At 71.4% G+C, this 25,805-nt stretch carries 21 protein-coding genes and 2 tRNA genes; 4 read left to right on the forward strand and 19 right to left on the reverse strand.

Features of this window, described 5'->3' with window-relative positions; genetic code table 11:
• Positions 1 to 6 precede the first annotated feature (6 nt).
• The 13 genes from AB0M82_RS23750 to AB0M82_RS23810 all read right to left on the reverse strand — a co-directional run bounded on the left by AB0M82_RS23750 (position 7) and on the right by AB0M82_RS23810 (position 13,818).
• The gene (locus tag AB0M82_RS23750; RefSeq protein ID WP_364725555.1) at positions 7 to 1,008 is read right to left on the reverse strand and encodes a sugar phosphate isomerase/epimerase family protein; all 1,002 of its coding nucleotides are present in this window, start codon (positions 1,006 to 1,008) and stop codon (positions 7 to 9) included.
• Between the two features lie 21 nt (positions 1,009 to 1,029).
• On the reverse strand, positions 1,030 to 2,400 hold the full coding sequence (locus tag AB0M82_RS23755; RefSeq protein ID WP_364725556.1) for a nucleotide pyrophosphatase/phosphodiesterase family protein: 1,371 nt from the start codon (positions 2,398 to 2,400) through the stop codon (positions 1,030 to 1,032).
• Between the two features lie 73 nt (positions 2,401 to 2,473).
• Positions 2,474 to 3,601, reverse strand: coding sequence for a metabolite traffic protein EboE (gene eboE, locus AB0M82_RS23760; RefSeq protein WP_364725558.1), 1,128 nt, complete (start codon positions 3,599 to 3,601; stop codon positions 2,474 to 2,476).
• Positions 3,598 to 4,449, reverse strand: a complete 852-nt coding sequence (locus tag AB0M82_RS23765; RefSeq protein ID WP_364725561.1) for a TatD family hydrolase — start codon at positions 4,447 to 4,449, stop codon at positions 3,598 to 3,600. The genes eboE and AB0M82_RS23765 overlap by 4 nt, the downstream gene beginning before the upstream one ends.
• Positions 4,449 to 5,003 (reverse strand): EboA domain-containing protein, encoded by a 555-nt coding sequence (locus tag AB0M82_RS23770; protein ID WP_364725564.1) that lies wholly within the window; start codon positions 5,001 to 5,003, stop codon positions 4,449 to 4,451. The genes AB0M82_RS23765 and AB0M82_RS23770 overlap by 1 nt, the downstream gene beginning before the upstream one ends.
• The gene (locus AB0M82_RS23775) at positions 5,000 to 5,821 is read right to left on the reverse strand and encodes a sugar phosphate isomerase/epimerase family protein (RefSeq protein ID WP_364725567.1); all 822 of its coding nucleotides are present in this window, start codon (positions 5,819 to 5,821) and stop codon (positions 5,000 to 5,002) included. Before AB0M82_RS23775 ends, AB0M82_RS23770 begins: the two co-directional genes overlap by 4 nt.
• Complete coding sequence (locus AB0M82_RS23780; RefSeq protein WP_364725785.1) at positions 5,818 to 6,645, reverse strand: SCO3242 family prenyltransferase; 828 nt, start codon at positions 6,643 to 6,645, stop codon at positions 5,818 to 5,820. The genes AB0M82_RS23775 and AB0M82_RS23780 overlap by 4 nt, the downstream gene beginning before the upstream one ends.
• On the reverse strand, positions 6,642 to 7,751 hold the full coding sequence (locus AB0M82_RS23785; RefSeq protein WP_364725788.1) for an inositol-3-phosphate synthase: 1,110 nt from the start codon (positions 7,749 to 7,751) through the stop codon (positions 6,642 to 6,644). Before AB0M82_RS23785 ends, AB0M82_RS23780 begins: the two co-directional genes overlap by 4 nt.
• Before the next feature lie 24 nt (positions 7,752 to 7,775).
• A complete protein-coding gene (locus tag AB0M82_RS23790; RefSeq protein WP_364725570.1) occupies positions 7,776 to 8,966 on the reverse strand; it encodes a Gfo/Idh/MocA family oxidoreductase in 1,191 nt (396 codons plus the stop codon).
• A complete protein-coding gene (locus AB0M82_RS23795; RefSeq protein ID WP_364725572.1) occupies positions 8,963 to 9,997 on the reverse strand; it encodes a substrate-binding domain-containing protein in 1,035 nt (344 codons plus the stop codon). The genes AB0M82_RS23790 and AB0M82_RS23795 overlap by 4 nt, the downstream gene beginning before the upstream one ends.
• A complete protein-coding gene (locus tag AB0M82_RS23800; protein ID WP_364725575.1) occupies positions 9,994 to 11,052 on the reverse strand; it encodes an ABC transporter permease in 1,059 nt (352 codons plus the stop codon). The genes AB0M82_RS23795 and AB0M82_RS23800 overlap by 4 nt, the downstream gene beginning before the upstream one ends.
• Complete coding sequence (locus AB0M82_RS23805) at positions 11,045 to 12,550, reverse strand: sugar ABC transporter ATP-binding protein (protein WP_364725577.1); 1,506 nt, start codon at positions 12,548 to 12,550, stop codon at positions 11,045 to 11,047. Before AB0M82_RS23805 ends, AB0M82_RS23800 begins: the two co-directional genes overlap by 8 nt.
• The gene (locus AB0M82_RS23810) at positions 12,547 to 13,818 is read right to left on the reverse strand and encodes an ROK family transcriptional regulator (protein ID WP_364725580.1); all 1,272 of its coding nucleotides are present in this window, start codon (positions 13,816 to 13,818) and stop codon (positions 12,547 to 12,549) included. The genes AB0M82_RS23805 and AB0M82_RS23810 overlap by 4 nt, the downstream gene beginning before the upstream one ends.
• Positions 13,819 to 14,210: 392 nt before the next feature.
• Between AB0M82_RS23810 and AB0M82_RS23815 the strand changes: the two genes are divergently transcribed.
• Positions 14,211 to 15,044: an aldo/keto reductase gene (locus tag AB0M82_RS23815; protein ID WP_364725583.1), complete on the forward strand. Its 834-nt coding sequence runs from the start codon at positions 14,211 to 14,213 to the stop codon at positions 15,042 to 15,044.
• A 78-nt stretch (positions 15,045 to 15,122) separates the two neighbouring features.
• On the opposite strand, the gene AB0M82_RS23820 is transcribed toward AB0M82_RS23815, so the two are convergent.
• Both AB0M82_RS23820 and AB0M82_RS23825 read right to left on the reverse strand, forming a co-directional pair.
• Complete coding sequence (locus AB0M82_RS23820) at positions 15,123 to 15,962, reverse strand: SAM-dependent methyltransferase (protein ID WP_364725585.1); 840 nt, start codon at positions 15,960 to 15,962, stop codon at positions 15,123 to 15,125.
• Between the two features lie 141 nt (positions 15,963 to 16,103).
• Positions 16,104 to 17,201 (reverse strand): hypothetical protein, encoded by a 1,098-nt coding sequence (locus AB0M82_RS23825; RefSeq protein WP_364725588.1) that lies wholly within the window; start codon positions 17,199 to 17,201, stop codon positions 16,104 to 16,106.
• A gap of 153 nt (positions 17,202 to 17,354) precedes the next feature.
• On the opposite strand from AB0M82_RS23825, the gene AB0M82_RS23830 reads away from it, so the two are divergent.
• Positions 17,355 to 17,765, forward strand: a complete 411-nt coding sequence (locus tag AB0M82_RS23830) for a hypothetical protein (protein WP_364725590.1) — start codon at positions 17,355 to 17,357, stop codon at positions 17,763 to 17,765.
• A gap of 219 nt (positions 17,766 to 17,984) precedes the next feature.
• On the opposite strand, the gene AB0M82_RS23835 is transcribed toward AB0M82_RS23830, so the two are convergent.
• From AB0M82_RS23835 to AB0M82_RS23845, 3 genes are all read right to left on the reverse strand, one after another.
• Positions 17,985 to 18,158, reverse strand: a complete 174-nt coding sequence (locus tag AB0M82_RS23835) for a hypothetical protein (RefSeq protein ID WP_364725593.1) — start codon at positions 18,156 to 18,158, stop codon at positions 17,985 to 17,987.
• A 119-nt stretch (positions 18,159 to 18,277) separates the two neighbouring features.
• A complete protein-coding gene (locus tag AB0M82_RS23840; protein WP_364725596.1) occupies positions 18,278 to 18,820 on the reverse strand; it encodes a type 1 glutamine amidotransferase domain-containing protein in 543 nt (180 codons plus the stop codon).
• Between the two features lie 140 nt (positions 18,821 to 18,960).
• Positions 18,961 to 20,514: a SpoIIE family protein phosphatase gene (locus AB0M82_RS23845; RefSeq protein WP_364725598.1), complete on the reverse strand. Its 1,554-nt coding sequence runs from the start codon at positions 20,512 to 20,514 to the stop codon at positions 18,961 to 18,963.
• Positions 20,515 to 20,653: 139 nt separating this feature from the next.
• Here AB0M82_RS23845 and AB0M82_RS23850 point away from each other — a divergent pair, with 139 nt between their 5' ends.
• A complete protein-coding gene (locus AB0M82_RS23850; RefSeq protein WP_364725791.1) occupies positions 20,654 to 25,321 on the forward strand; it encodes a HAMP domain-containing protein in 4,668 nt (1,555 codons plus the stop codon).
• Here the strand turns inward: AB0M82_RS23850 and AB0M82_RS23855 are convergent.
• Positions 25,273 to 25,346 (reverse strand) — tRNA-Gly (locus AB0M82_RS23855). The two genes, AB0M82_RS23850 and AB0M82_RS23855, sit on opposite strands and share 49 nt — an antisense overlap.
• Positions 25,347 to 25,425: 79 nt before the next feature.
• On the opposite strand from AB0M82_RS23855, the gene AB0M82_RS23860 reads away from it, so the two are divergent.
• Positions 25,426 to 25,499 (forward strand) — tRNA-Pro (locus AB0M82_RS23860).
• Positions 25,500 to 25,805 lie beyond the last annotated feature (306 nt).

The following is a 25,805-nucleotide window of genomic DNA, read 5'->3' on the forward strand; positions in this document are numbered from 1 at the left end:
TTGCGGCTACTTGGAGGAGAAAGCGGCGTCGAACGCCGCCGTGGGTGGGGTGAAGTTGAGCTTCCGGACGAACTCGAGGGCTTCGGGGGCGCCGGTGAGGCGATCCATGCCCGCGTCCTCCCACTCGATCGAGATCGGGCCCGTGTAGCCGATCGCGTTGAGCATGCGGAAGACGTCCTCCCACGGCACGTCGCCGTGGCCGGTGGAGACGAAGTCCCAGCCGCGGCGCGGGTCGGCCCACGGCAGGTGGGAGCCGAGCCTGCCGTTGCGGCCGTTGAGCTGCTTGCGGGCTTCCTTGCAGTCGACGTGGTAGATGCGGTCCTTGAAGTCCCACAGGAACCCGACCGGGTCGAGGTCCTGCCAGACGAAGTGCGACGGGTCGAAGTTCAGCCCGAACGCCTCGCGGTGACCGATCGCCTCGAGCGTCGCGACCGTGCTCCAGTAGTCGTAGGCGATCTCGCTCGGGTGCACCTCGTGGGCGAAGCGCACGCCGACCTCGTCGAACACGTCGAGGATCGGGTTCCACCGCGAAGCGAAGTCGGCGTACCCGCGCTCGATCATCGACGGCGGCACCGGCGGGAACATCGCCACCGTGTGCCAGATCGACGAGCCGGTGAACCCGACCACAGTGGACACGCCGAGCTTCGCCGCGGCGCGGGCGGTGGCCTTCATCTCCTCCGCCGCCCGCTGCCGGACGCCCTCTGCCTCGCCGTCGCCCCAGATCCGCGCCGGCAGGATGGCTTCGTGCCGCTCGTCGATCGGGTGGTCGCAGACGGCCTGGCCGACCAGGTGGTTCGAGATGGTCCACACCTTGAGGTCGTACTTGGCCAGCGTCTCGAGTTTCGCCTGGACGTAGCCGTCTTCGGCCAGCGCCCGGTCCACTTCGAAGTGGTCGCCCCAGCAGGCGATCTCCAGGCCTTCGTAGCCCCAGCCGCTCGCCAGTTCGCACACCTCCTCGAACGGCAGATCGGCCCACTGCCCGGTGAACAGCGTCAACGGTCGTGCCATGTCCTGACCTCCTGGGTGCGGTTACTCGGTACGGACAGCTGCCGCGAGCAGCAGTTCCTTCACTTCGGTGGCGTGGACCTTTTCGCGCGCGAACGCGGGGTCCGAGCACAGCAGCACCGGCCCGTCCTCGGCCGAGTCGGGCAGCCGGCCGTGGCTGCCGCGCACCGGCGCGGGGTCGAGCGGGACGACCTGCATCGAGTAGCGCAGGCCGAGTTTCTTGCGGGCCAGCGCGGAAGCGGCCTTGAGCTTGACCATCGGGTCGTTCGGGTCGAAGAACAGCTCGGCCGGGTCGTAGCCGGGCTTGCGGTGGATCTCGACGGTCTTCGCGAAGTCCGGCGCGCGGTCGTCGCTCAGCCAGTAGTAGTAGGTGAACCACGCGTCCGGCTCGGCGATCGCCACCAGCTCGCCGGCCCGCTCGTGGTCGATCCCGAACCCGGCCTGCGCCGGGCGGTCGAGCACGACGTCCACTCCGGACAGTCCGGCGACGATGTCGCGGACTCGCGGGATGTCCGCGGGATCGGCGACGTAGACGTGCGCGACCTGGTGGTCGGCCACCGCGAACGCGCGCGACGTCCACGGGTCGAGGTACTCCATGCCCGCCTGGACGTACACGTTGAGCAGGCCTTCACGGCGCAACGCGCGGTTGATGTCGACCGGCCGGTTCGCGTTCGTGATGCCGTACTCCGAGAGCGCGACGACGGTGTGCCCGCCCGCGGCCGCGAAGTCCAGCAACGGCTTCAACGCGGCGTCGATCTCCCGCGCGGCGGCCGCGGCCTGGGGCGCGTCCGGGCCGAAGCGCTGCAGGTCGTAGTCCAAGTGCGGGAGGTAGACCAGCGTGGTGTCGGGCTTGTCCTCGGTCATGATCTTCCGCGCGGCGGCGATGATCCACTTCGACGACGTGATCGCGGCCGTCGGACCCCAGTAGGTGAACAGCGGGAACTCGCCGAGGTCGCCGACCAGGCGGTCGTGCAGCTGCGGCGGGTAGGTGTAGGCGTCCGGGGACTTCTTGCCGTCCGCGTGGTAGATCGGCCGCGGGGTCACCGTCAGGTCGGTGTCCGCGCCCATCGCGTACCACCAGCAGACGTTCGCGACGCGATGCCCGGCCTGGGCGCGGCGAGCGGCGTCCCAGAACTTGTCGCCCCGCACCAGTTTGTTGTGCTGGCGCCAGAGCAAGACCTCGCCGAGTTCGCGGAAGTACCAGCCGTTGCCGACGATCCCGTGTCCGGCCGGGGTGAGCCCGGTCAGGAAGGTCGACTGCACCGAACACGTCACCGCCGGGAACACCGTGTCGAGCTGGGCGGTGAAGCCGGGTTCGGCCATCCTGCGCAGGTTGGGCATGTGCGGGAGCAGCCGCGGGGTCAGCCCGACGACGTCGAGGACCAGCAAACTCATGCGCACACCTCGCTGACGCTCGGTGCGGCCTGAGCCGAAAACGCAGTGTTGAATGATTCGTTCGCAAGCTCACTCATCGGGAAACCTCTTCCAAGCCTAAGGTGATCAGTTCACGCCGGGTCCAGTCCAGCTCGGCGGCGATGCCCGCGACGAGCCCGGCGTCGTCGGCGGGTGCGTCCGGGAGCACCTGCCAGGTGTAGGTCTCGACCTCGACGTGGTCGGTGCGCGCGGTCGCGCCGCCGAACAGCTCGGCGAGGGTCCCGGCCAGCACCGGCCGGGTCGACGTCAGCGGCGGCGCCGGGTCGGCGTGCAGCGGCACGTGGAAGTGCACGCGCCACGGCGCCGCCCCGGGCAGGCCGCCGGCCAGCGCGACGTCGAGGTCGTCGGCGCCCGGTGGCGCGCCTTCGTTGCTCTGGTGCAGGAACCGGGGCTCCACGAAGGACTCCAGCGCCCGCCGCGTGGCCGGGTCGGCCGGGTTCGCCGCCTCCAGGGCGGCCGACGCCTGGAGCTTGACGACGTCGAGCCCGGCGGCTTCGAGCCGCCCGAGCGCGGCCGCCGGGTCCTCGAACCCGACCGCGAGGTGGCAGGTGTCGAGACAGACGCCCAGCCAGTCCTTGTCCACTTCGGACAGCAGGGTGGCCGCCTGTGCGGTGGTCTCGATGACGCACCCGGGCTCCGGTTCGAACGCCACGCGCACCGGACGCTCCTGCTTCGCCAGCCCCTCGGCGAGCAGCTCGAGCCGGCCCCGGTCGTCACGCCATTCGGTGCGCCAGCCGAGCGGGAGTGTCGACACGCTGCCGCGCACGGCGTCGTCCGGCAGCAGTTCGGCGAGCAGCCGGGCCAGGTCGAGGGTGTAGGCGGTCCGTTCGGGCGTGGCCCAGTCCGGCCGGTACACCTTGTGCTTGACGACCGGGTCGTGGAAGCCCTGGTACGGGAACCCGTTGAAGGTGACGACCTCCAGGCCGCGCACGGCCAGCTCGGTCTTCAACGCGCAAACCGCGCCCGGGTCGGCGATCAGCTCGCTCGCCACCGGCCGGGCCAGCCACAGGCCGAGCCCGAGGCGGTCCACGCCCAGGCGTTCCCGCACCGGCTCGCCGAAGCGGGCCAGCTGGGCGAGCACGCCGTCGAGGCCCTCGGCCTGGTGCACGTTGGTGCAGTAGGCGAGGTGGACGAGCGTGCCGTCGCGGTGCCGGAACCTCACTTGCGGGCACCCCGCAAGATCGAGTTGCCCGCGAACTCGGCTTCCGGCGCCTCGCCGTCGAGAGAAAGGCGCCCGCTCTGGCCGTAGAACTCGACCGGGTTGCGCCACAGCACGAGGTCGACGTCGTCCTCGGTGAACCCGGCGGCCAGCATCGCGTCGCCGGTCCTGCGGGTCTTGAGCGGGTCGCTCTTGCCCCAGTCCGCCGCGGAGTTCACCAGCACCTTTTCGGTGCCGTATTCGCGAAGGATCGCGACCATCCGGTCCTCGTCCATCTTCGTGTCCGGGTAGATGGAGAACCCCAGCCAGCACCCGGACTCCTTGACCATGCGGACAGTCAGCTCGTTGAGGTGGTCGAGCACCACGCGGTCCGGCGCGATCCCCGACTCGCGGACGACCGCGATGCTCCGCTCGGTCCCGGCCGCCTTGTCGCGGTGCGGGGTGTGCACGAGCGCGGGCAGGTCGTGGTCGATCGCCAGCGCGAGCTGCGCGGCGAACGCCTTGTCCTCCTCGGCGGTCATCGAGTCGTAGCCGATCTCGCCGACCGCGACCACGCCGTCCTTCTCGAGGTAACGTGGCAACAGCTCGAGCACCGGCGCGCAGCGCGGATCGTTGGCCTCCTTGGGGTTCAGCGCGATCGTGCAGTGGTGGGCGATGCCGAACTGGCTCGCGCGGAACGGCTCCCAGCCGACGAGGGAGTCGAAGTAGTCGGTGAAGCTGCCGACGTTCGTGCGGGGCTGGCCCAGCCAGAACGCCGGCTCGACGAGCGCGCGGACGCCGGCGGCGTGCATCGCCGCGTAGTCGTCCGTGGTCCGCGAGCTCATGTGGATGTGGGGGTCGAAGATGCGCATCAAGCGTCCTGTTCGTGCAGCAGCGGAAGGAGGTCGGCGGGCACTTCCCGGCCCGCGGCGGTGCGCTCGGCGGCGAACGACCGCAGCATGCGCCGCAGCTCACCGTCGGTCCGGCGGGCCAGCCCGGCGATGCCGGCCAGGGGAATGCCCATGAAAACGCACTTGAGGACGCCGTGGCGGTACGCGGCGGCGTCGAGGTGCGTGGCGGCGTACTCGCCCATGGCGGCGGTGACGAGCCGGGTGTCGTTGGTCCGCAGGGCGTCCGCGACGAGCTCGAGCCCCGCGTCCCCAATGTCCGCGGTGTCCAATTCGGACAGTCCATGGAGGACGGCCCGTTTCTCGGCCGCGTCGCCGTAGCGGTAGAGATCGGGCATCTCGGCGGCCGCGCCGGGCGCGGCCCGCAGCAGCCGGACCCGCGCCACGTCGTCGACCGTCCACCCCGGGGTGGCCGACGGGCCCCGGCCGACCCGGCGGCCGACCGCGGGGAACAGCGTGCGCAACGCCGTCGCGTCGGCGGCGACGTCGTGCAGGGCCTTTTCCAGCCAGGCGTTCACGCGGTCACCGCCTTGCGCAGGAACTCCAGGGACTCGCGGGCGATCCGGGGTGCCGCGTGGCTGTCCCGCGGCAGTTCGACGGCGACCAGCCCGGGGTACGGCGCCAGCGCTTCCAGCACGGGCGGGAAGTCGATCTCCCCGTGGCCGAACTCCAGGTGCTCGTGCGTGCCGCGGCGCATGTCGTCGATCTGGACGTTGACCAGCCGTGGCAGCGCGCGACGCACGCAGTCCGGCACGGACGCGGACTCGTTGCACCGGCAGTGCCCGATGTCCAGCGTCAGCCCGAACCGCTCCGGATCGCCGAGCCGGTACGAAAGCTCGAAGTAGCCGTCGAGGTCCTCGACGAGCATTCCGGGCTCGGGCTCGAACCCGAGCTTCACGTCGTGCTCGTCGGCGGCCTTGAGCACGTCGGCACACCCGGCGACCAGGTGGTCCCAGGCGTCCTCTGTGGACAGTTCGCCGGGTTTGTTGCCACTCCAGAAAGACACGGCTTCCGCGCCGAGGTCGGCGGCGATCTCGACGGCGCGGGTCAGGAACTCGACGCGCCGGGCCCGGTCCGGGTCGAGGAACGTCGGCGAGTGCTTGCGCCACGGGTCCAGCAGGAACCGCGCCCCGGTCTCGATCACGACGGCGAGGCCGAGCCGGTCGAGGTCCGCGGCGACGTCGGCGACGCGCCGCGCGAGGTCCGGCGCGAACGGGTCGAGGTGCTGGTGGTCGAGGGTGAGCGCGACCCCCTCGTACCCGAGGTCCGACAGGACGCGCAGGGCGTCCCCGAGACGGTGGTTGGCGAAGCCGTTGGTGCCGTAGCCGAATCTCATGTCGGCGACACCTTCCGGCTCAGTGCCCGCGCGATCGGGAACGCGGCGGCCACGGCCAGCGCCGAGCGCCATGCCCCGGTGCGGGCGATCAGCCCGGCCTGCAGCGGGATCATCCCGTGGATCCCCGCGCCGACCGCGCGCCGGATCTGCGGCGCGGCCGGGTCGCGGATGGCGTCGAACTGCGCCCGCCCGGTCGTCAGCGCGTACGTCCCGAGCAGCGCCGAGGCCAATGGCCCGACGCGGCCGGCGGCGACGCGCACCCCGGCCGTGGCGGCCAGGGTGGCCGCGGGCAGCGCCGGCCGAGCACCGTCCACTTCGGACCGGGACAGCGCGGTCACGGCCAGGGTGTGCGCTCCGACGGTCAGCGCCGCGGGCAGCGCGGGCTTGGCCCCGCCCGCCCCGAGCAGGACGTCGAGGACGCGGGTCGCGGCCATCGCGACCGGGCCGAGCGCGGTCTCCTTGAGCACGAAGTCGTACGCCCAGACGGTCGCGGCGAGCGGCAGGGCGACGCGCAGCGCCCGCCGTCCCCCGGCGACGGCGGCGATGCCGAGGCCACCCGCGGTCAGCCCGGTCGCGACGCCGAGCGCGGTGCCGGGCTTGACCCGCCCGGACGGGATCGGCCGCTCGGGCCGTTCCATCGCGTCGAGGTGGCGGTCGGCGTAGTCGTTGAGCGCCATGCCCGCCCAGTACAGACAGACGGACGCGCCGGTCAGCGCCAGGGTGCGGCGGCCGAACGGCCACCCCGAGGCGGCGGCCCCGGCGACGGCGTCGCCGGGCACGGTCAGCGCCGCGGGGGCGCGGACGAGTTCGACGAGCGCCTTCACCGGTGCGCCCACTCGCGCAGGGCCGCGTACTGCGAAGCCAGGTCGTGCGGGCCGGCGCCGACGGGGTCCTTGAAGAAGAACCCGAACTCGGCGATCGGCCCCGCCACGCCGTCGCGGCACGCCTTGCCGGTCAGCCGGGCGAGGTCGAGCACCAGTGGCGCGGCGAGCGCCGAGTCGCAGCCCTGCCAGGTGAGCTGCAGTGTCATGCGGGCGCCGAGGAACCCCTCGAACAGGACGTGGTCCCAGGCGGTCTTCCAGTCGCCGAGCGCCGGGACGTAGTCGATGTGCACCTCGCCGCCGACCGAGCCGCCGAGGTTCCGCTCCAGCACCTGCTGCTTCGACGCGTTCTTGCTCGACGCCGCGCCGGGGTCGGCGAGCGTGGCGCCGTCGCCACCGCCGAGCAGGTTCGTGCCCGACCACGCGAGGACGTTCAGCCCGCGCTGGGCGAACATCGGCGCGAGCACCGACCGCAGCAGCGTCTCGCCGGTCTTGCCGTCCCGGCCCGCGTACGGCTGGCTCGCCGTGCGGGCCAGCTCGTCGAGCGCGGGCAGCCGCGCCCCCGTGGACGGAGTGAAGTCGACAAATCCACAACCGGCGCGGAACGCGGCGTAGGCGTACTGCGCGCTGGGCGGCAGCACCTCCAGCGCGCCCTCCAAAGCGGCGAGGGACTCGTGGGCCGGGTGTGGCGCACAGGGTGGCTCGGTGGAGGAAACGTTGATCACGACGACGTGGTCCAGCCCCGCGCGGAACTCGGTCAGATCCGCGACGATCTGGTCGATCGCCGCCCGCCCGCCCCCGGACGGCGCCGGGCGCAGCCGCGCTTCGGCCGCTTCCAGCTCGGCGCTCACCGGACCGGGCAGCGCCGGCGGCAGCACCCCCGCCGCCGCCAGCTGATCGGCCCGCTTGACCAGCGGTGTGTCCACGACGTCGTGGCCCCCGAAGACCAGGTCCCCCAAGCCGGGCAGCTCAGCCCCGGCGAAGTCCGGCAGCTCGGTCACGCACCCCGTGCGCGCGGCGAGTCCCGCGCGCATCGCGGCCGCCCCGGCGACGGCCGTCGTGGCCACCGACCCGCGGGCGCCGACCAGCCAGACACCGATCTTCCCCATCATTTCCTCCACCTCTTCGGCAACTCAGCCCGCGCCGGCGACTCCCCCGGCTACGCGGGTCCAGACACTGTTCGCCGCGGCACTCTCCTCGACGGCGGCGAGCACCCGCTGCACCTGCAGCCCGTCCGCGAAGGACGGTTCCGGGTTCTCGCCCGCGGCGAGTGCGGCGAGCAGATCACGCACCTCGTGGGTGAACGTGTGCTCGTAGCCGAGCCCGTGCCCCGGCGGCCACCAGGCGCCGACGTACGGGTGTCCGGGCTCGGTGACCTGGATGCGGCGGAAACCGCCGAGCTCCGGGTCCTCGGTGTGGTCGTGGTAGGCGAGTTCGTTCATCGCCTCGAAGTCGAAGGCGAGACTGCCCGCGGAGCCGTTGACCTCCAGGCGCAGCGCGTTCTTGCGGCCGCTCGCGAACCGCGTCGCCTCGAAGCTGCCGACGGCGCCGTCCGCGAACCGGGCCGTGAACAACGCGGTGTCGTCGACGGTGACCCGTCCGCGTTCGGCCGCCTTCGTCGCCGACAACCCCGCCGAAGACGCGACGAGGGGCCGTTCGGTCACGAAGGTCTCGGTCAGCCCGCTGACGCCGGTGATCAGCGAGCCCGTCACGAACTGGGCGAGGTCGACCGCGTGCGCGCCGATGTCTCCCAACGCGCCGGAACCGGCCTTCTCCTTCCGCATCCGCCAGACGAGCGGGAACTCCGGATCGACGATCCAGTCCTGGAGGTACTGCGCCCGGACGTGACGAACGTCGCCCACGCGGCCCTCGGCCACGAGCCGCCGCGCGAGGGCGATCGCCGGCACGCGCCGGTAGTTGAACCCGACCATGGACCGCACCCCGCGGGCCGCCGCCTCGGCCGCCGCCAGGGCCATGGCCTCGGCTTCGGCGACCGTGTTGGCCAGCGGTTTCTCGCACAGCACGTGCTTGCCCGCGGCGAGCGCGGCCAGCGCGATCTCCGCGTGCGTGTCGCCGGGCGTGCAGATGTCCACCAGATCTACATCGCCGGACTCGATCAAGCGTTTCCACTCGGTCTCCACCGAGGCCCAGCCGAGCTTCGCCGCGGCGGCCTCCGCGGCCGCCCGGTCGCGGCCGCAGAGCACCGCCATCCGCGGTGTCACCGGGAGGTCGAACGCCCGGTGCACGGTCCGCCACGCCTGCGAGTGGGCGGCACCCATGAAGGCGTACCCGATCATGCCCACCCCGATCCGCCCGCCGCTCATTCGAACGACACCGGCAGGTACTTGTCCACGTTCTCCTTGGTGACGACCGCGGAGAACAGGGTCACGGTCGCCGGGATCTCCTGTTCGGCCAGATCACCGAGGCCCTTCGCCTGGCCGAGCAGCCGGGCCAGCTTGACCGCCGAGGCGGCCATCGTCGGCGGGTAGAGCACGGTCGCCTTGAGCACGGAGGAGTCCGACTTGATCTGCTCCATCGCCGCCTTCGAGCCGGCGCCGCCGACCATGAGGAAGTCCGACCGGCCGGCCTGCTTCACCGCCTGCAGCGCGCCGACACCCTGGTCGTCGTCGTGGTTCCAGATGGCTTCGAACTTCGGGTGCGCCTGCAGCAGCTCGGCCATCCGCGCCTGCCCGGTCGGCACGGTGAACTCCGCGGCCGCGCGGCCGATCTTGCGGATGCCGGGGAAGTTCGCCAGCGCGTCGTCGAAGCCCTGGGTGCGCTGGCGCGTCAGCTCCAGGGTGTCGATCCCGGCCAGCTCGAGCACCGTCCCCTTCCCGCCGAGCTTCTGGCCGATGTAGTTGCCCGCGTTGACGCCCATCCGGTAGTTGTCGCCGCCGATCCACGTGCGGTAGCTCTGCGGCGAGTCGAAGATGCGGTCCAGGTTGATCACCGGGATGCCCGCGTCCATCGCCTTCCGCCCGGCCGGGGTGAGCTGCTTGCCGTCGGCGGGCAGCACGACCAGGACGTCGACCTTGCGGTTGATCAGCGCGTCGACCTGCGCCGACTGGGTGGCCGCGTCGTTCGACCCCTCGGCGACGACGAGTTCGACGTCCGGGTGGCGCCCGGCTTCCGCCTTCGCGTTCGTGGTGATGGCGTTGAGCCAGCCGTGGTCGGCCTGCGGCCCGGCGAACCCGACGGTCACCTTCTTGCCCGGGGTGTCGGCCGCGCCCTGGGTGACGGTCGCGGCGGCCGGTTCGTCGGAGTTGCCCGTGCACGCGGCGAGCGTGCCGACGCCGAGGGCGGAGGCGCCGGCGAGGAAAGCTCGTCTGCGGAACGTGCTGTCGGTGCTGGTCATCGGGAATTCCTCTCGGTCGAATACCGGCGCTGGATCAGGACGGCGAGCACGATGATCACGCCCTTGGCGAGCTGCTGTACCGCGGTGGGCAGGTTGTTGAGGGTGAACAGGACGCTGATGGTGGTGAAGACCAGGACGCCGAGGACGGACCCGACGAGCGTGCCGCGGCCGCCGGAGAGCAGGGTGCCGCCGATGATCACCGCGGCGATGGCGTCGAGCTCGTAGAGGTTGCCGTTGCCGCTGGTGCCGGAGCTGGTCAGGATGATCAGCATCACGCTGGCGATGCCGCAGCACAGCCCGGACAGGACGTACAGCAGGCAGGTGTGCAGCCGGACGTTGAGGCCGGCCAGCCGCGCGGCTTCGAGGTTGCCGCCGATGGCGTACGTGCGGCGGCCGAACGTGGTGCGGTTGAGCACGATCCACCCGGCGACGGCGACCGCCGCGAAGATCAGCACCAGCGGCGGGACGCCGAGCACGTAGCTGTCCTGGTAGCCGAGGTCGACCAGCGCCTGGTTCTTCGTCGACACGGTCTGCGTGCGGCCCTGCGAGATCTGGATGGCCAGGCCGCGCGCGGAGGCGAGCATGGCGAGGGTGCCGATGAAGGCGACGAGCCGGCCGTACGCGATGAGCAGCCCGGTCACCAGCCCGCAGCCGAGGCCGACGGCGAGCGCGCAGAACACGATCCCGCCGATCCCGAACGACTGCGTGGCCTTCGTCGTCGCCCAGACCGTCGCGAGCGCGACCACCGCGCCGACCGACAGGTCGATGCCGCCCCCGATGATCACGAACGTCATGCCGACGGTGATCACGCCGATCACCGACGCCTGGGTCAGCAGCAGCACCAGGGTGCCGGTGCTGAGGAACTGGCCCGGCTCGGTGAGCGCCCCGATCACCACCAGCACCGCGAGGACGCCGACCAGGCCGAGGTTGCGGACCTCGGCGAGCCGTCTCCGCTCGGACACCGCCGCCGGCTCTTCGGGGGTCCGGGTGGCGGAGCCCCCAGCCGGGGGCGAAGCCCCGTTCGTGTCAGCCGGCTCAGCCACCTGTTCAGTCATGGACGTGCTCCTCCAGGATGAGATCCAGCACGCGGCGCTCGTCGAGCTCGCGCGCGTCGGCTTCGGTGACGACGTGACCTTCGCGCAGCACCAGCACCCGGTCGGCCAGCCCGAGCACCTCCGGCAGTTCGCTGGAGACCAGCAGGATCGCGACGCCGGAGTCGGCGAGCTCGCGGATCACGCGGTACAGCTCCGCCCGCGCGCCGACGTCCACGCCGCGGGTCGGCTCGTCGAGCAGCAGCACCCGGCAGCCCTTGAGCAGCCAGCGCGCGACGACCGCCTTCTGCTGGTTGCCGCCGGAGAGCTTGCCGGCCACGCGGCGGACGTCGGCCGGGCGCAGGTCGAGGGCTTCGGTGTGGGTGCGCGCGGCGTCCGTCTCGGCCTTCGCGCTGAACCAGCCGAACCGCGCGTACCGCCGCAGCGACGGCAGGGAGACGTTGCGGGCCACGGAGTCGTGCAGCAGCAGCGCCTGGCTCTTGCGTTCCTCCGGCGCCAGGCCGAGCCCGCCGCGGACCGCGGCTCCGACGCCGTTCTTCAGGGGCTTGCCGGCCAGCCGGATCTCCCCCGCCGTCGCCTTGCGAGCACCGTAAACCGTCTCGAGGACCTCCGACCGGCCCGAGCCGACCAGCCCGGCGAGCCCGAGGATTTCGCCTTCCCTGAGCGAAAAACCGACGTCCTCGAACGCGCCCGTCAGGCTCAGGCCGGTGACGCCGAGGATCTCCGGCTTGCCGTCGTGGGCGTTCTTTTCCGGCCGCGGCGGGAACGGGAACTCGACGCGGCGGCCGGTCATCCTGGCCACCAGGTCCCCGGTCGGCGTGGTGCGCGCGGGCAGCCCGGCGGCGACGGTCCGGCCGTCCTTGAGCACGCTCACCCGGTCGCCGATCTCGCGGATCTCGGCCAGCCGGTGGGAGATGTAGAGCACCGCGACCCCGCGCGCGGTGAGCCCGCGGATCACCCGGAACAGGTTCGCCACCTCGTCGGCGGCGAGCACCGCGGACGGCTCGTCGAGCACGATCAGCCGCGCGTCGAGCGAGAGCGCGCGGGCGAGGCTGACGATCTGCTTGCCCGCCGCGGACAGCGTGCCGACCTCGCGCTCGGGGCGGATTTCCCGGTGGCCCAGCCGTTCCAGCAGCTTCCGCGCCTCGGCCCGCATGGTGGTGCGGCGGACGAAGCCGCCGCGGGCCTGCTCGTGGCCGAGGAAGACGTTCTCCGCCACGGAAAGGCCGTCGACCAGGTCGAGCTCCTGGTAGAGCGTGGCGATGCCGTGGCGGATCGCCGCGGTCGGGTTCGGCAGCCGCACCGGGGTGCCGTCGATCCGGATCTCGCCGGTGTCCGGCCGGTGCGCGCCGGCCAGCACCTTGATCAGCGTCGACTTCCCGGCGCCGTTCTGCCCGAGCAGGCAGTGCACCTCGCCGGCCTCGACGCTCAGCTCGACGTCGTCGAGCGCGCGCACGCCGGGGAACTCCTTGCCGATCCCGGCCATCTCCACGAGCGTCATCCGCTGTCCCTTTCCGCCCGCACCGGCACCAGCGCCGGATCGTCGAACACCGCCTGCAGCGCGACGTGCGCACCGCCCCGCGAAGCCGCGGAGAACCCGAGCCAGGACAGCTCGACGCGGCAGCCCCCGATGTCCGGGGCGATCACCCTGGCCCGCAGCTCGGCCATCATCGGACCGAGCAGGTACGGCCCGAGCTGCGCGAAGTAGCCGCCCAGCAGCACCACGCGCGGGTTGAAGACGTTGATCAGCACCGCGGCGCCGACGCCGAGACCGGTGCCGACCTGCGCGAGCGCGTCGAGCGTCCGCTTGTCCTTCAGCTGGGCGCGACGGCGGATCATGTCGAGCCGCTGTTCGAGGTCGAGCGACGGGTCGTGCACCGGATCGCTCGGCGACGCGGCCAGCCGCAGCATCCCGGCCAGCCCGACGAGCGTCTCCCAGCAGCCTCGCCGGCCGCAGCCGCAGACCCGGCCCGCCGGGTCGAGCTGGATGTGCCCGATCTCGCCGGAGAACCCTTCCGCGCCCCCGAGCAGCCTGCCCCCGGAGATCACCCCGCCGCCGACGCCGATTTCGCCGGTCAGGTACACCAGGTCGGCGGTGCCGGCGACGCTGCCCATCGCGTATTCGCCGAGCGCGCCGAGGTTCGCGTCGTTGGCCGTCCGGATCGGGAACGACGGCGGGCCGAGCCGCCGGGTCAGCCGGTCGGTGATGCCGCGGACCACCGGGACGTCGGTCCAGTGCAGGTTCGGCGCGAAGGCGACGGTGCCGCTCGTGACGTCGACCAGCGCCGGGATGCCGACGGTCACGCCGGCCGGCAGGGCCCCGAGCCGCCGGCATTCCCGCAGGGCCCGCGCGGTCAGCTCGGCGCCGGCGTCCAGCACCTTCTCCACCGGCAGAGCCTGCACGTCGAGCGCCACGCGTTGTTCGAAAAGGACGGTGCCGGTGAGGTCGAGGGCGAGCGCGGTCAGGTAGTCGACGTTGATCTCCACGCCGATTCCGCCGACGTCCCGGCCGTCCAGCTCGACGATCGTCCCCGGCCGCCCGACCGAACCGGCGCGCTCCCGCTCGCCTTCACGGGCCAGCCCGCGTTCGACGAGTTCGCCGACCAGGCTCGACACGGTCCCCTTGTTCAGCCCGGTGTCCGCGGCGATCCCCGCCCGCGACCGGGGCCCCGCGTCACGCAGGTGCCGCAGCACCAACGCGAGGTTGCTCCGGCGGACGGCGGCCTGATCGGCCGGGCGCGCCGGTTTGAGCGAGAAGGAGGAGTCCACGCCGACACCACCCCAGTTCGTCTGGTGGGACAACAAATTAGGTCGGGCGGAACGAGCGGGTCAACGACGTTTGTCCGGGAGCGGTCCGGGCCCGCCGCCGCCAAAGCCGAGCTGACCAGCGAAACTATCGAACGCGGACAGCGAGCTGTCCCACGGATGGAGCACGGGTTCGGGTGCGCGTCCGGCTTAATCCCACGTCCGAACGGGCGCGGCTCCCCCGGTGTCCCGGTGGGCGGGAGGTTCGGCGGGCGGGCGGCCCGCCGCGCCGGACCACCGCGGCCGACGCGGAAGTGTCGGCAGGAGTGATGAAACTTTCAGCGGACCCCGGCCCGTTTCGACGCCCGGGAACGGGTACCCGCAGGATGAACCGGCCCCACCGAAAGGAATCCTTTGTGACCAGCGTGCCCGTGATCGAACTCGACAACGGCGTGCGGATGCCGCAACTCGGCTACGGCGTGTTCCAGGTCCCGGACGACGAGACCACCGCCGCCGTGACGGCCGCCCTCGAAACGGGCTACCGCAGCATCGACACCGCCGCCGTCTACGGCAACGAAGCCGGCGTCGGCCGGGCGATCGCCGAGTCCGGCATCGCCCGCGACGAACTGTTCGTCACCACCAAGCTGTGGAACTCCGCGCAGGGCTATGACTCGACGCTGAAGGCGTTCGACGCAAGCCTGGCCAAGCTCGGCCTGGAGCAGCTGGACCTCTACCTGATCCACTGGCCGACGCCCGCGCGTGACCGCTACCTCGACACCTGGAAAGCGTTCGAAAAGCTCTACAAGGACGGCCGGGTCCGCGCGATCGGCGTGTCCAACTTCCAGCCCGCGCACCTGGAGCGCCTGCTCGACGCGGCCGAGGTCGCGCCGTCGCTCAACCAGGTCGAACTGCACCCCTACCTGCAGCAGGCGGAACTCCGCGAGTTCGACGCGAAGCACGGCATCGCGACGGAGGCGTGGAGCCCGCTCGCCAAGGGCGGCAGCCTGCTCGGCGACCCGGTGATCGCCGACCTCGCGGTGAAGTACACCCGCACGCCCGCGCAGATCGTCCTGCGCTGGCACCTGCAGCTGGGCAACGTCGTGATCCCGAAGTCCGTTACGCCGTCGCGGATCGAACAGAATTTCGACCTGTTCGGGTTCACCCTCTCGGAGGAAGAGATGGAGTCGCTGCGGCCGCTGGACCGCGGCGAGCGCACCGGCCCGGACCCGGACACCTTCAACGCCGCCTGATCGAGTGAACGTTTGAAGGCCGTGAATGGCACATTGAGGGACTTGAAGTCCCTCAATGTGCCATTCACGGCACCGAGGTCACCGCTTGCGGGCGACGCCACCCAAAGTGAGGAAGTTCAGTTCGCTCAGCGGGTGCATGCGGGGCCCGTCCGGCCACCATTCGTGCAGGTGGACCAGTCCCGGCGGGAGCAGTTCCGTGCCCTCGAATAACGCCATGATCTGCTCGCGAGTGCGGTAGACGCTGCCCAGGCCGGTGCCTTGGAAACTCGTCTCCAGCAGCCGGGCCAGCTCCTGGCGGGGCGAGTCCTCTTCCGGGTCGAAATTGTGCGTGAGCAGCAGGTACGACCCCGGCGCGAGCGCGTCGACGTACTCCGCGACGATCGCCTTCGCGCGCTCGAAGTCGTCGATGTGGTGGATGATCGAGGTCAGGATCAGCGCCACCGGCCTGGAGAAGTCGAGGTACTCCTTGACGACTTCGTCGGCCAGCGTGTCGGCCGGCCGCGTCAGGTCGGCGCCCGTGACGTGGGTCAGGTAGTTCTCCTCGAGCAGCGCCCGGCCGTGCACCTGCACGACCGGGTCGTTGTCGACGTACACCACCTGCGCGTCCGGGTTGTACCGCTGCGCCACCTCGTGGGTGTTCTCCGCCGTCGGCATCCCGGAACCCAGGTCGAGGAACTGGTCGAGGCCGCGGTTGCCGGCGAGGAACCGCACCGCGCGCATCAGCCAGTCGCGGTGCTCCTTCGCCATCGCCTGCGCGCCGGGCGCGATCGCCAGCAGGCGCCGCATCGCTTCGCGGTCGACCTCGTAGTGGTCGTGGCCGCCGAGCAGCGCGTCGGACAGCCGGGCCAGGCTCGCCTTGCTGAAATCGAGGGAGGCCGAGCCACCCTCGATCCCGGACCGCAGGTCGCCAGGCGTCATCGGCTGACCTCCCACTCTTCGCGGGGTGGACGGCGCCCCTGCCCGGGCTCGTTCACCGTGTCCGGCAACGGACAGTGCTCAGACTACGACATGCGGTGCACCAAGTGAACCGGACACAAGGGCCCTGCCTGCGAGGGAGGACTACCCGAAGCGGAGTTCACTCCAGTGGCGTCCACCGTCCGTGGTCCGGTACACGGCGGAGCCGCCGGCGGCGTCCGGTTGGCCGTCGACGACGACACCGGTGCCGCGGCCGGGGAAGTCGAGATCGGCGAGGGCGAACCCGCGGTCGGCCAGCACCGTCGTCGTCCAGGTGCGGCCGCCGTCGGCCGTGCTGTGCAGGAAACCGGTGCCGCCACCCACGGCCGCGACCGTCGCGGACGACGGCGACGCCGCGCCGAAGCCCTGCGTGATCCCGGTGAAGGGTGCCGCGTCGGCGCCGCTGAACGTCCCGCCCAGCCGCGGCGCGTGGCGCAGGAGCCGTTCCGTCGAACCGGGTCGCGGCGAGCCGGGGCTGCTGCTGCACAACGCCGCGACCTGCTGGTCCCGGACTCCGGCGAGCGACGCGACGGAACCCTCCGGGCAGGGCGAGGCGGCCGAGGTCAGGAGGGCGCCGTCGCGCGAAGTCCAGTACCGCTCGGTGCCGTAGTCCGCGCCGAGCGCGACCTGAAGGCCGCCGCCGACGGCCAGGTCGCCGTAGGTGAGGCCGCCGGTGACCGCGAACCCGGGCACCGGGACCAGCACCGGCGAGCCGGCGGCCGCCGAGTACAGCAGCGTCGAGCCGCGGCCCTCGCCGTAGGTGGTGACCACGGCGAAGACGCGGCCGCCGGTTTCGGCGATCTTCGACAGGAAGAACGGTTCCCGCGCGCCGGCCAGGCCGACCGGGTGCCAGCTCCGGCCGCCGTCCCGGGTCGTGCGGACGTGGACGCCGTCGTTGACGTAGGCGACGCGGTCGGTGACGAACTTCAGCGCGACGTGGTTGTGGTTGTCCGGCAGCGGCATCGGCGGCGCGCCCAGCCGCCGCCAGTGCCGTCCGCCGTCGGTGGTGCCCAGCAGCGCCGGGCACCACGACTCCGCGCAGGGCGAGTAGCCCAGGACGTACCCGGTGTCCGGCCCGGTCCAGCTCGTCGACGCGGGCCGGAACCCGGCCGGGACCACGGTTTCCGCCGTCGCGGGCAACGCGAACGAGGCCAGCAGGGCGAGGAGGGACACCAGCAGCGCCGTGCGCCGGGGAGTTCTCATGATCACCTGGACGTCCCGCGTGAGACGGGGTTGCGCCCCCGCGCCCCTCTGCCCGGTTTCGCCCCCGTCACAGCCGGGTATTCCCCCGGGGCACCGTACGCCCCAACCGTGTCCGCCGCGATCGACGGGACAGCCGAAAGGACGGCGACGACGATGCCGTATCCACCGCCCCAGGAGCCGTACGAACCGCGGTACGAGCCCGCGGAAACCGAAGAGGTCGTGGAACGCACCCACCCGCGCCTCCGAATGGTGCGCACGATCAACGCCCTCATCCACCTCGTGTGCGTGCTGTTCGCGTTCGTCCTCGCCGTGCACATCGTGCTGGTGCTGGGCGAAGCGAACTCGGCGAACGGCTTCGCCCACCTGATCAGCGAGTGGTCGTCGGGCGTCTCCCTCGGCCTGCGCAACCTCTTCACGCCGGACTCGGAGAAGCTGCGGACGTTCCTCAACGACGGCCTCGCCGCCGTGATCTGGCTCGTCGTCGGCGGCATTTTGACCGACGTCGTGACGCGCGTCGGGGTGCCGGGGCCGAAGCGGGTCTGGTACCGGCGCAGCTACCGCTGAGGACCGTAGTCAAGGATTCCGCTGCCGCGCAAGCGGTCAACGGAACGGCCGTGAATGGCACATTGAGGGACTCTATGTCCCTCAATGTGCCATTCACGGCTTTGGGCGAGCACCTGAAACCGGGCCAATCGGGCAGCTTGACAGCTCGCTGCCGCAGCCGAACCGGCGCCGAAACGGAAGAAGGCCTCCCCGGACTCGGGGAGGCCTTCTTCGTCATCGTCAGTGCTGGGGCTGTTCGACGCCGGGTTTGACGGGCTCCGGCTCGGTCTCGGGCTGGACCTCGTCGGCGATATCGGTGCCACGGGGTGTGGGAACGCCCTCGGCGGCGATCGCATCGAAGTGTTCACGGCACCAGCGGCCGTAGCGCCTCGCGTACACAGTCATCGCGTCCACCTCCTCTCCACGGGCGGTCCGATTCACACCCTCAGCGTCCTCCGCCGGAGCATCGAAAGCCAACAGATTTAAGCGGGACTTAACACACCCGATCGGGTGGCAGTCCACAGAGGACCAAGTCAGCCCGCGAACTCGCGCACGACGGTGCGGCAGAACGCCGGCAGGTCGTCCGGGTTGCGGCTCGAGACGAGGCCCTTGTCCACTACAACCTCTTCGTCGACGACCGTGCCCCCGGCGTTACGGATGTCGGTCCGGATGCTCGGGTACGACGTCAGCCGGCGACCGCGGACGACGTCCGCTTCGACCAGCGTCCACGGACCGTGGCAGATCACCCCGACCGGCTTCCCCGACCGGACGAAGTCGCCCGCGAACTTCACCGCGGCCTGGTCCGTCCGGAGGTTGTCGGGGTTCATCGTGCCGCCGGGCAGCAGCAGGGCGTCGAAGTCGTCGACGTCCACGTCCGCGACCTTGCGGTCGACCGGGAACCGGTCACCCTTGTCGATGTCGCCGTTCATCGCCTGGATCTCGCCGGTGTCCAGCGACACCAGCTCCACCGTCGCGCCTTCGTCGAGCACGGCCTGGCGCGGTTTCTCCAGTTCGACCTGTTCGACGCCGTCCGCGGCCAGGATCGCGACCCGGCGTCCCTGCAGTGCGTTCGCCATGGGAGTCCTCCGTCGGGATTGGTGCACCCGAGAATTACCCTCTCCGGCCGCGGCCAAACCCAGTCCACAAAGGACAGTTCAGGGACATCCGGGGCTTCGCCCCGGGCCGGGGGCTCCGCCACCCGGACCCCCGCAAGCAATCAGTCCGCGCACTCCACGGCCAGCACGGCGATGTCGTCGTGGGCGGAGCTGCCGAGCCAGTCGCGCACGGCCTGGCGCAGCCGCCGCACCACCTCGCGGGCCGGCTCGCCCGCCCCGGCCGCCAGCACCGCGCGCAGCCGGTCGTCGCCGAACAGCTCGGTCTGGTTGTGCCGGTTGCGGGCCTCGGTGATGCCGTCGGTGTAGAGGAGGCAGATGTCCCCGCGCTCCAGCCGCACCCCGGCCTCGGCGAACCTGGCCTGCGGCGAAATGCCGACCAGCGTGCCCGGCACGGTGACCTCTTCGACGACGCCCGCCCGGCGGACGATCAGCGGCGCCGGGTGCCCGCCGGAGGCCAGCGTCAGGTCGACGCCCCCGGCGGACGGCCGCGCCGTGCCCAGGACGAGGGTGGCGAACCGGCTGCTGCCGCCGGCGATGAGCAGTTCGTTGAGCAGCCGCAGCAACGTGCGGCCGTCGCGTTCGACCATGGCGAGCGCGGTCAGCGCGTGCCGGACCCGGCCGGTGAGCGCCGCGGCCTCGGGACCCTTGCCGCAGATGTCGCCCAGCACGAGGAACGCGCTGCCGTCGTCGTGGGCGAGGACGTCGAAGAAGTCCCCGCCGACCGCGAGCACGCCGCCCGCCGGCTCGTACCAGGTCTCGAACCGGGCGCCGTCGAGCTCGGGCGGGTCGACCGGCCGCAGCGTGGTCTCCAGGCCGCGGGTCGCCTCCTCCTGCCAGGCGTAGCGCTGGGCGTTGGCCAGCGCCGTCCCCGCCGCCGTGGCGAACTTTACCGCGGCGCGGGCCTGCTCGGCACCGAACTCGGGGTCGGCGCGGCGGCCCAGCAGCAGGGCGCCGTTCACCCCGGCGCTCGTGTTCGTCCCGAGCGAAACGACCGAGACGTCGGCGTGCCCGGCGAACCGGTCGGCGACGACCGGCGGCAGCGTCGCGACCTCGGACGCGGGCACCGGCGCGAACTGGGGACGCCCGGTGGCGCCGAACGTCGCCGCCAGCACCGGCGCGACCTGGGCCGCGACCCGCCGGATCCGGCCGTGACCCTGCGCGGCGGGCCGCTCACAGCTCCACCACTCCCACCGCCCGCGGGTGGTCGGCAGCAGCACGAACGCGGTTTCGGCCAGCGCGGACGCGGCCAGCTCGGCGATCACCCTGGCGGTGCCGTGCCGCCCGCGCGCGGTGGCCAGCCGGGGAGCGGCCTCGGCCAGGAAGTCGCCCACGTGCCGCTGGGGGACATCTTCCGCGGGCACCGTCCAGGCGTGCCAGCCGCCGGGCAGGGCGCGAATGCGGGCCGGACGGCGGTGCCCGGTCACCTCGACGTGACCGGAGGTCTCGGCTATCGGATGCAGGTGCGGTTCGACGTCCCCGGTCAGCGTCCGCGCCGCCGGGTTCGCCCAGCGCAGCACGCCCTCGGCGTCCTGGAGGAACACCGCGTCGCGCACGTCTTCGAGGACGGCCCGCCCGAAGGCGTCGAGGCCCGGCGGCCCGTCCTCACCGCGCATCGGCGGCAGGGCCGCCGACGCCGGGGCCGGACGTGACACCATGCACGGACCTCCTGCCTCCGGACTGCTATCGCACGGCTACCGCGTGAGCGGGCGGACTGGCTCGAAGTGTAGGGCGAATCATGACACGCTGGGCCGAGGACCATGGCTGGCGCATGCGTGGTGGAGAGGGTCGGCACACATGACAACGGAATCCCAGAGCGAAGCGGCGGCGCTGGAACGGCTGCTCGTCGCGGTGCGGGATCTCGGGGACGGCAACTTCCGCCGGCGGCTCGTGCCGCACGGCGACGGCATCTCGGCGCAGCTCGCGGTCGCGTTCAACGACATCGCCGAACGCAACCAGCGGCTCGTCAGCGAACTGCTGCGGGTGCGCGCGGCCGTCGGCCAGGAAGGCCGGCTCAGCGAGCGGCTCGCGGCCGAGGTCGGCCCCGGCGGCTGGACCACCGCCGTGGACAGCGTGAACGGCCTGGTCGAGGACCTCACCCGGCCGGCCATCGAGCTGGAGCGGGTGCTCGGCGGCGTCGCCGACGGCGACCTGTCCCAGCCGATGACCCTGACCTTGGACGGCCGCCCGCTGCAGGGCGCGTACGCGACCCTGGCGAAGACGGTCAACGGCCTCATCGCGCAGCTGTCCCGCTTCGCCCGCGAGGTGACGAGGCTCTCCCGCGAGATCGCAGGTGAGGGACGTCTCGGCGGCCAGGCGGTCGTCCCGGGCGTGTCGGGCACGTGGCGCGACCTGACCGATTCGGTCAACTTCATGGCCGACAACCTCACCGAGCAGGTCCGCAACATCGCGCAGGTCACGACGGCCGTCGCGCGCGGCGACCTGACCCAGAAGATCAACGTCGACGCCCGCGGCGAGATCCTCGAGCTCAAGAACACCATCAACACGATGGTCGACCAGCTCCAGTCGTTCGCCGACGAGGTGACGCGCGTCTCCCGCGAGGTCGGTTCCGACGGCAAGCTCGGCGGCCAGGCCCAGGTGCCGGGCGTCGCCGGGACGTGGCGCGACCTGACCGACTCGGTCAACCTGATGGCCGACAACCTCACCGACCAGGTCCGCGGGATCTCGCAGGTGGCGACCGCGGTGGCCAACGGTGACCTGACGAAGAAGATCGACGTCGACGCCCGCGGCGAGATCCTGCAGCTGAAGAACACGCTGAACACGATGGTCGACCAGCTCTCGGCGTTCGCCGGGGAAGTCACCCGCGTCGCCCGCGAGGTCGGCAGCGAGGGCAAGCTGGGCGGGCAGGCCGAGGTCGCCGGCGCGGCCGGGACGTGGCGCAGCCTCACCGACTCGGTCAACCAGATGGCCGACAACCTCACCGACCAGGTCCGCAACATCTCGCACGTGACCACCGCCGTGGCGAAGGGCGACCTGACCCAGAAGATCACCGTCGATGCCCGCGGCGAGATCCTCGAGCTCAAGACGACCATGAACACCATGGTGGACCAGCTGTCCGCCTTCGCCGACGAAGTCACCCGGGTGGCGCGCGAGGTCGGCACCGAGGGTCAGCTGGGCGGGCAGGCACAGGTCCCGGGCGTCGCCGGCACCTGGCGCGACCTGACCGGCTCCGTGAACTTCATGGCGAACAACCTGACCACCCAGGTGCGCAACATCGCCCAGGTCGCCACCGCCGTCGCGCGCGGCGACCTGACCCAGAAGATCGCGGTGGACGCCCGGGGCGAGATCCTGGAGCTCAAGAACACGCTGAACACGATGGTCGACCAGCTGTCCGCGTTCGCCGACGAGGTCACCCGCGTCGCCCGCGAAGTCGGCACCGAAGGGAAGCTCGGCGGCCAGGCCGCCGTGCCCGGCGTCGCCGGGACCTGGAAGGACCTGACCGACAACGTCAACTCGATGGCGAACAACCTGACCGACCAGGTCCGGAACATCGCCCAGGTGACGGCGGCGGTCGCGCAGGGCGACCTGACGCAGAAGATCACCGTCGACGCCCGCGGCGAGATCCTCGAGCTCAAGACCACGCTGAACACGATGGTCGACCAGCTCTCGGCGTTCGCGGACGAGGTCACCCGCGTCGCCCGCGAAGTCGGCACCGAAGGCATCCTCGGCGGCCAGGCCCGCGTCCGCGGCGTCGCGGGCACGTGGAAGGACCTCACCGACAACGTCAACGTCATGGCCGACAACCTGACCGACCAGGTGCGCAACATCGCCACCGTGGCGAGCGCGGTGGCCAACGGCGACCTGTCGAAGAAGATCCGCATCGAGGCCCAGGGCGAGGTCGCGGCACTGGCCGAGACGCTGAACGGCATGGTCGAGACGCTGCGCGCGTTCGCGGACGAGGTCACCCGCGTCGCCCGCGAGGTCGGCACCGAAGGCATCCTCGGCGGCCAGGCCCGCGTCCCCGGCGTTGCCGGGACCTGGAAGGACCTGACCGAGAACGTCAACTTCATGGCGCACAACCTGACCAGCCAGGTGCGCAACATCTCGCAGGTGACCACCGCGGTCGCGAAGGGCGACCTGACGAAGAAGATCGACGTCGACGCCCGCGGCGAGATCCTCGAGCTCAAGACGACCATGAACACGATGGTCGACCAGCTGTCGGCGTTCGCCTCCGAGGTCACGCGCGTGGCGCGCGAGGTCGGCACCGAGGGCAAGCTCGGCGGCCAGGCCGAGGTCGACGGCGTGTCCGGCACCTGGCAGCGGCTCACCGAGAGCGTGAACCAGCTGGCCGGGAACCTGACCACGCAGGTCCGCGCGATCGCGCAGGTGGCGACCGCGGTGACGGCCGGCGACCTGACCCGGCACATCACGGTCGACGCGTCCGGCGAGGTCGCCGACCTCAAGGACAACATCAACCAGATGATCGCGAACCTCAAGGAGACGACGAGGACCAACCGCGAGCAGGACTGGCTGAAGACGAACCTGGCGCAGCTGTCGGGGCGGATGCAGGGGCATCGCGACCTCGCGTCGGTCGCCACGCTGATCCTGTCCGAGCTGGCGCCGCTGGTCCGCGCCCAGCAGGGCGCGTTCTTCCTGGCCCGCGACGACGACCGCGACGGCACGGTGCTCGAGTGCATCGCCGCGTACGGCCTCGCGCAGTCGCGCGCCGGGCTGCGGTTCCGGATGGGCGAGTCGCTGATCGGGCAGGCCGCCGTCGACCAGCGGACAGTGCTGGTGCACAACGCGCCGCCGGAGTACGCGCTGATCTCGTCCGGGCTGGGCTCGGCCGCGCCGGTGAACCTCATCGTGCTGCCGGTGCTGTTCCAGGGCGAGGTGCTCGGCGTGCTGGAGCTGGCCTCGGTCAACGAGTTCAGCACGGTGCACCAGGACCTGCTGGAGCAGCTGCGGCACACGATCGGCGTCAACGTCAACACGATCCTGTCCAACTCGCGGACCGAGGCGCTGCTCACCGAGTCGCAGCGGCTCGCGCAGGAGCTGCGGGCCCGGTCCGAGCAGCTGCAGGCCCAGCAGGGCGAGCTGCGGCGGTCCAACACCGAGCTGGCCGAGAAGGCCGCGCTGCTCGCCCAGCAGAACCGCGACATCGAGGTCAAGAACAGCGAGATCGAGCAGGCCCGCCAGGAGCTGGAGGAACGCGCCGGGCAGCTGACGGTGGCGTCGCAGTACAAGACCGAGTTCATGGCGAACATGTCGCACGAGCTGCGGACGCCGCTGAACAGCGCGTTGATCCTGGCGAAGCTGCTGTCGGAGAACCCCGAGGGCAATCTGACGGAGAAGCAGATCCAGTTCGCGAAGACGATCTACGCGGCGGGCTCGGACCTGCAGCAGCTGATCAACGACATACTGGACCTGGCGAAGGTCGAAGCCGGCCGCCTCGACATGCAGATGTCCGACATCACGCTGCCGGAGCTGGTCGACTACGTCGAATCGCTGTGCCGCCCGCTGACCGCGGACAAGGGCCTCGAGTTCGCCGTCCACATCGACCCGCCGGTGCCCGGCAGCGTCCACACCGACGAGCACCGCCTCCAGCAGATCCTCCGCAACCTGCTGTCGAACGCGGCGAAGTTCACCGACGAAGGCGGCGTCCGCCTGCACATCCGGGCCGCCGACCCGGCCGAGGTGGAGCAGGAGGCGCTTCGGAACGCGCCCGGCATCATCGCGTTCGCGGTCGAGGACACCGGGATAGGGATCCCGGAGGAGAAGCTCGCGGTCATCTTCGAGGCGTTCCGCCAGGCCGACGGCACGACCAGCCGCAAGTACGGCGGCACCGGTCTCGGGTTGAACATCAGCCAGCAGCTGACCGAGTTGCTGGGCGGCGAGCTGCGGGTGATGAGCGAACCAGGTGTCGGTTCGACCTTCACGCTGTACCTCCCGGTGGCGGCGGCCAACCTGATCGACCCGGTGACGGCGTTGTCCACGCCCCGGCTCCCCCCGGTCCCGAGCACACTCCTGGTGGCGGCCCCCGACGTCGCCCCGAAGCGCTTCCACGGCGAGAAGGTCCTGATCGTCGACGACGACCTGCGGAACGTGTTCGCCCTGGCCGCGGTGCTGGAACAGGCCGGCCTCGAGGTGATCTACGCGGAAACGGGCGTCGACGGCATCCGGGCACTGGAGCGCAACGAGGACACGGCACTGGTCCTGATGGACGTGATGATGCCGGAACTGGACGGCAACGCGACGATCGCGGCCATCCGCGCGGAGGCGGCCAACGCGGACTTGCCGGTGATCGCGGTCACAGCCAAGGCCACGGCCGAGGACCGAGCCCGAACCCTGGCCAGCGGCGCCGACGACTACATCACGAAGCCGGTGGACACGGACAAACTCCTGGACGTGATAGCGGCGTCACTGGAAGCGGACGCCGCATCCGCCTTCGAACCTGGAGCGGGTGACGGGAATCGAACCCGCGTAGCTAGTTTGGAAGACTAGGGCTCTACCATTGAGCTACACCCGCGTGCCCCCGGAGGTACCCGGGTGCGTCGCCAGCTTAGCGTGACACGCTAGGCTGATCGCACACCCCCCTGGGGGTGTCACGGGATGTGGCGCAGCTTGGTAGCGCATCCGCTTTGGGAGCGGAGGGTCGCAGGTTCAAATCCTGTCATCCCGACCGGATTTCTTTGGGTGAGCTGTGCTCGCGGAACGCGCGAGCCCCGGGCGAAATCCGGGTTGCACCCGGGGGGCCGAGCCCCCCGGACCCCCACGGTGCCTCATCCGCCGGTTGGGAGCTTCCGGACTTCTCCGCCCCACACGTTCGGCGCGATTGGCGCGTTGGGTCTCGCGCTGGGTGCGTTTGGCACGTCGGTGCGGTTCCAGTTCCCGGCGGCCCGCTCCGGTTGGGGGCGACTCGACCGCCCCAATGTGGCGTTGGTTGCGTCCAGCGCACCCAATGTGGCGTTCGGTGCGTCCAGCGCAC

The organism is Amycolatopsis sp. NPDC051128 (genome assembly GCF_040682715.1).
Classification (GTDB): Bacteria; Actinomycetota; Actinomycetes; order Mycobacteriales; family Pseudonocardiaceae; genus Amycolatopsis.

Coding starts and splice junctions, on each gene's coding strand:
- AB0M82_RS23775 (WP_364725567.1), bottom strand. CDS start 5,821: ATGAGATTCGGCTACGGCACCAACGGCTTCGCCAACCACCGTCTCGGG.
- AB0M82_RS23785 (WP_364725788.1), bottom strand. CDS start 7,751: ATGGGGAAGATCGGTGTCTGGCTGGTCGGCGCCCGCGGGTCGGTGGCC.
- AB0M82_RS23795 (WP_364725572.1), bottom strand. CDS start 9,997: ATGACCAGCACCGACAGCACGTTCCGCAGACGAGCTTTCCTCGCCGGC.
- AB0M82_RS23800 (WP_364725575.1), bottom strand. CDS start 11,052: ATGACTGAACAGGTGGCTGAGCCGGCTGACACGAACGGGGCTTCGCCC.
- AB0M82_RS23845 (WP_364725598.1), bottom strand. CDS start 20,514: ATGGTGTCACGTCCGGCCCCGGCGTCGGCGGCCCTGCCGCCGATGCGC.
- AB0M82_RS23850 (WP_364725791.1), top strand. CDS start 20,654: ATGACAACGGAATCCCAGAGCGAAGCGGCGGCGCTGGAACGGCTGCTC.
- AB0M82_RS23755 (WP_364725556.1), bottom strand. CDS start 2,400: ATGAGTTTGCTGGTCCTCGACGTCGTCGGGCTGACCCCGCGGCTGCTC.
- AB0M82_RS23750 (WP_364725555.1), bottom strand. CDS start 1,008: ATGGCACGACCGTTGACGCTGTTCACCGGGCAGTGGGCCGATCTGCCG.
- AB0M82_RS23830 (WP_364725590.1), top strand. CDS start 17,355: ATGCCGTATCCACCGCCCCAGGAGCCGTACGAACCGCGGTACGAGCCC.
- AB0M82_RS23765 (WP_364725561.1), bottom strand. CDS start 4,449: ATGCGCATCTTCGACCCCCACATCCACATGAGCTCGCGGACCACGGAC.
- AB0M82_RS23820 (WP_364725585.1), bottom strand. CDS start 15,962: ATGACGCCTGGCGACCTGCGGTCCGGGATCGAGGGTGGCTCGGCCTCC.
- AB0M82_RS23825 (WP_364725588.1), bottom strand. CDS start 17,201: ATGAGAACTCCCCGGCGCACGGCGCTGCTGGTGTCCCTCCTCGCCCTG.
- AB0M82_RS23790 (WP_364725570.1), bottom strand. CDS start 8,966: ATGAGCGGCGGGCGGATCGGGGTGGGCATGATCGGGTACGCCTTCATG.
- AB0M82_RS23805 (WP_364725577.1), bottom strand. CDS start 12,550: ATGACGCTCGTGGAGATGGCCGGGATCGGCAAGGAGTTCCCCGGCGTG.
- AB0M82_RS23840 (WP_364725596.1), bottom strand. CDS start 18,820: ATGGCGAACGCACTGCAGGGACGCCGGGTCGCGATCCTGGCCGCGGAC.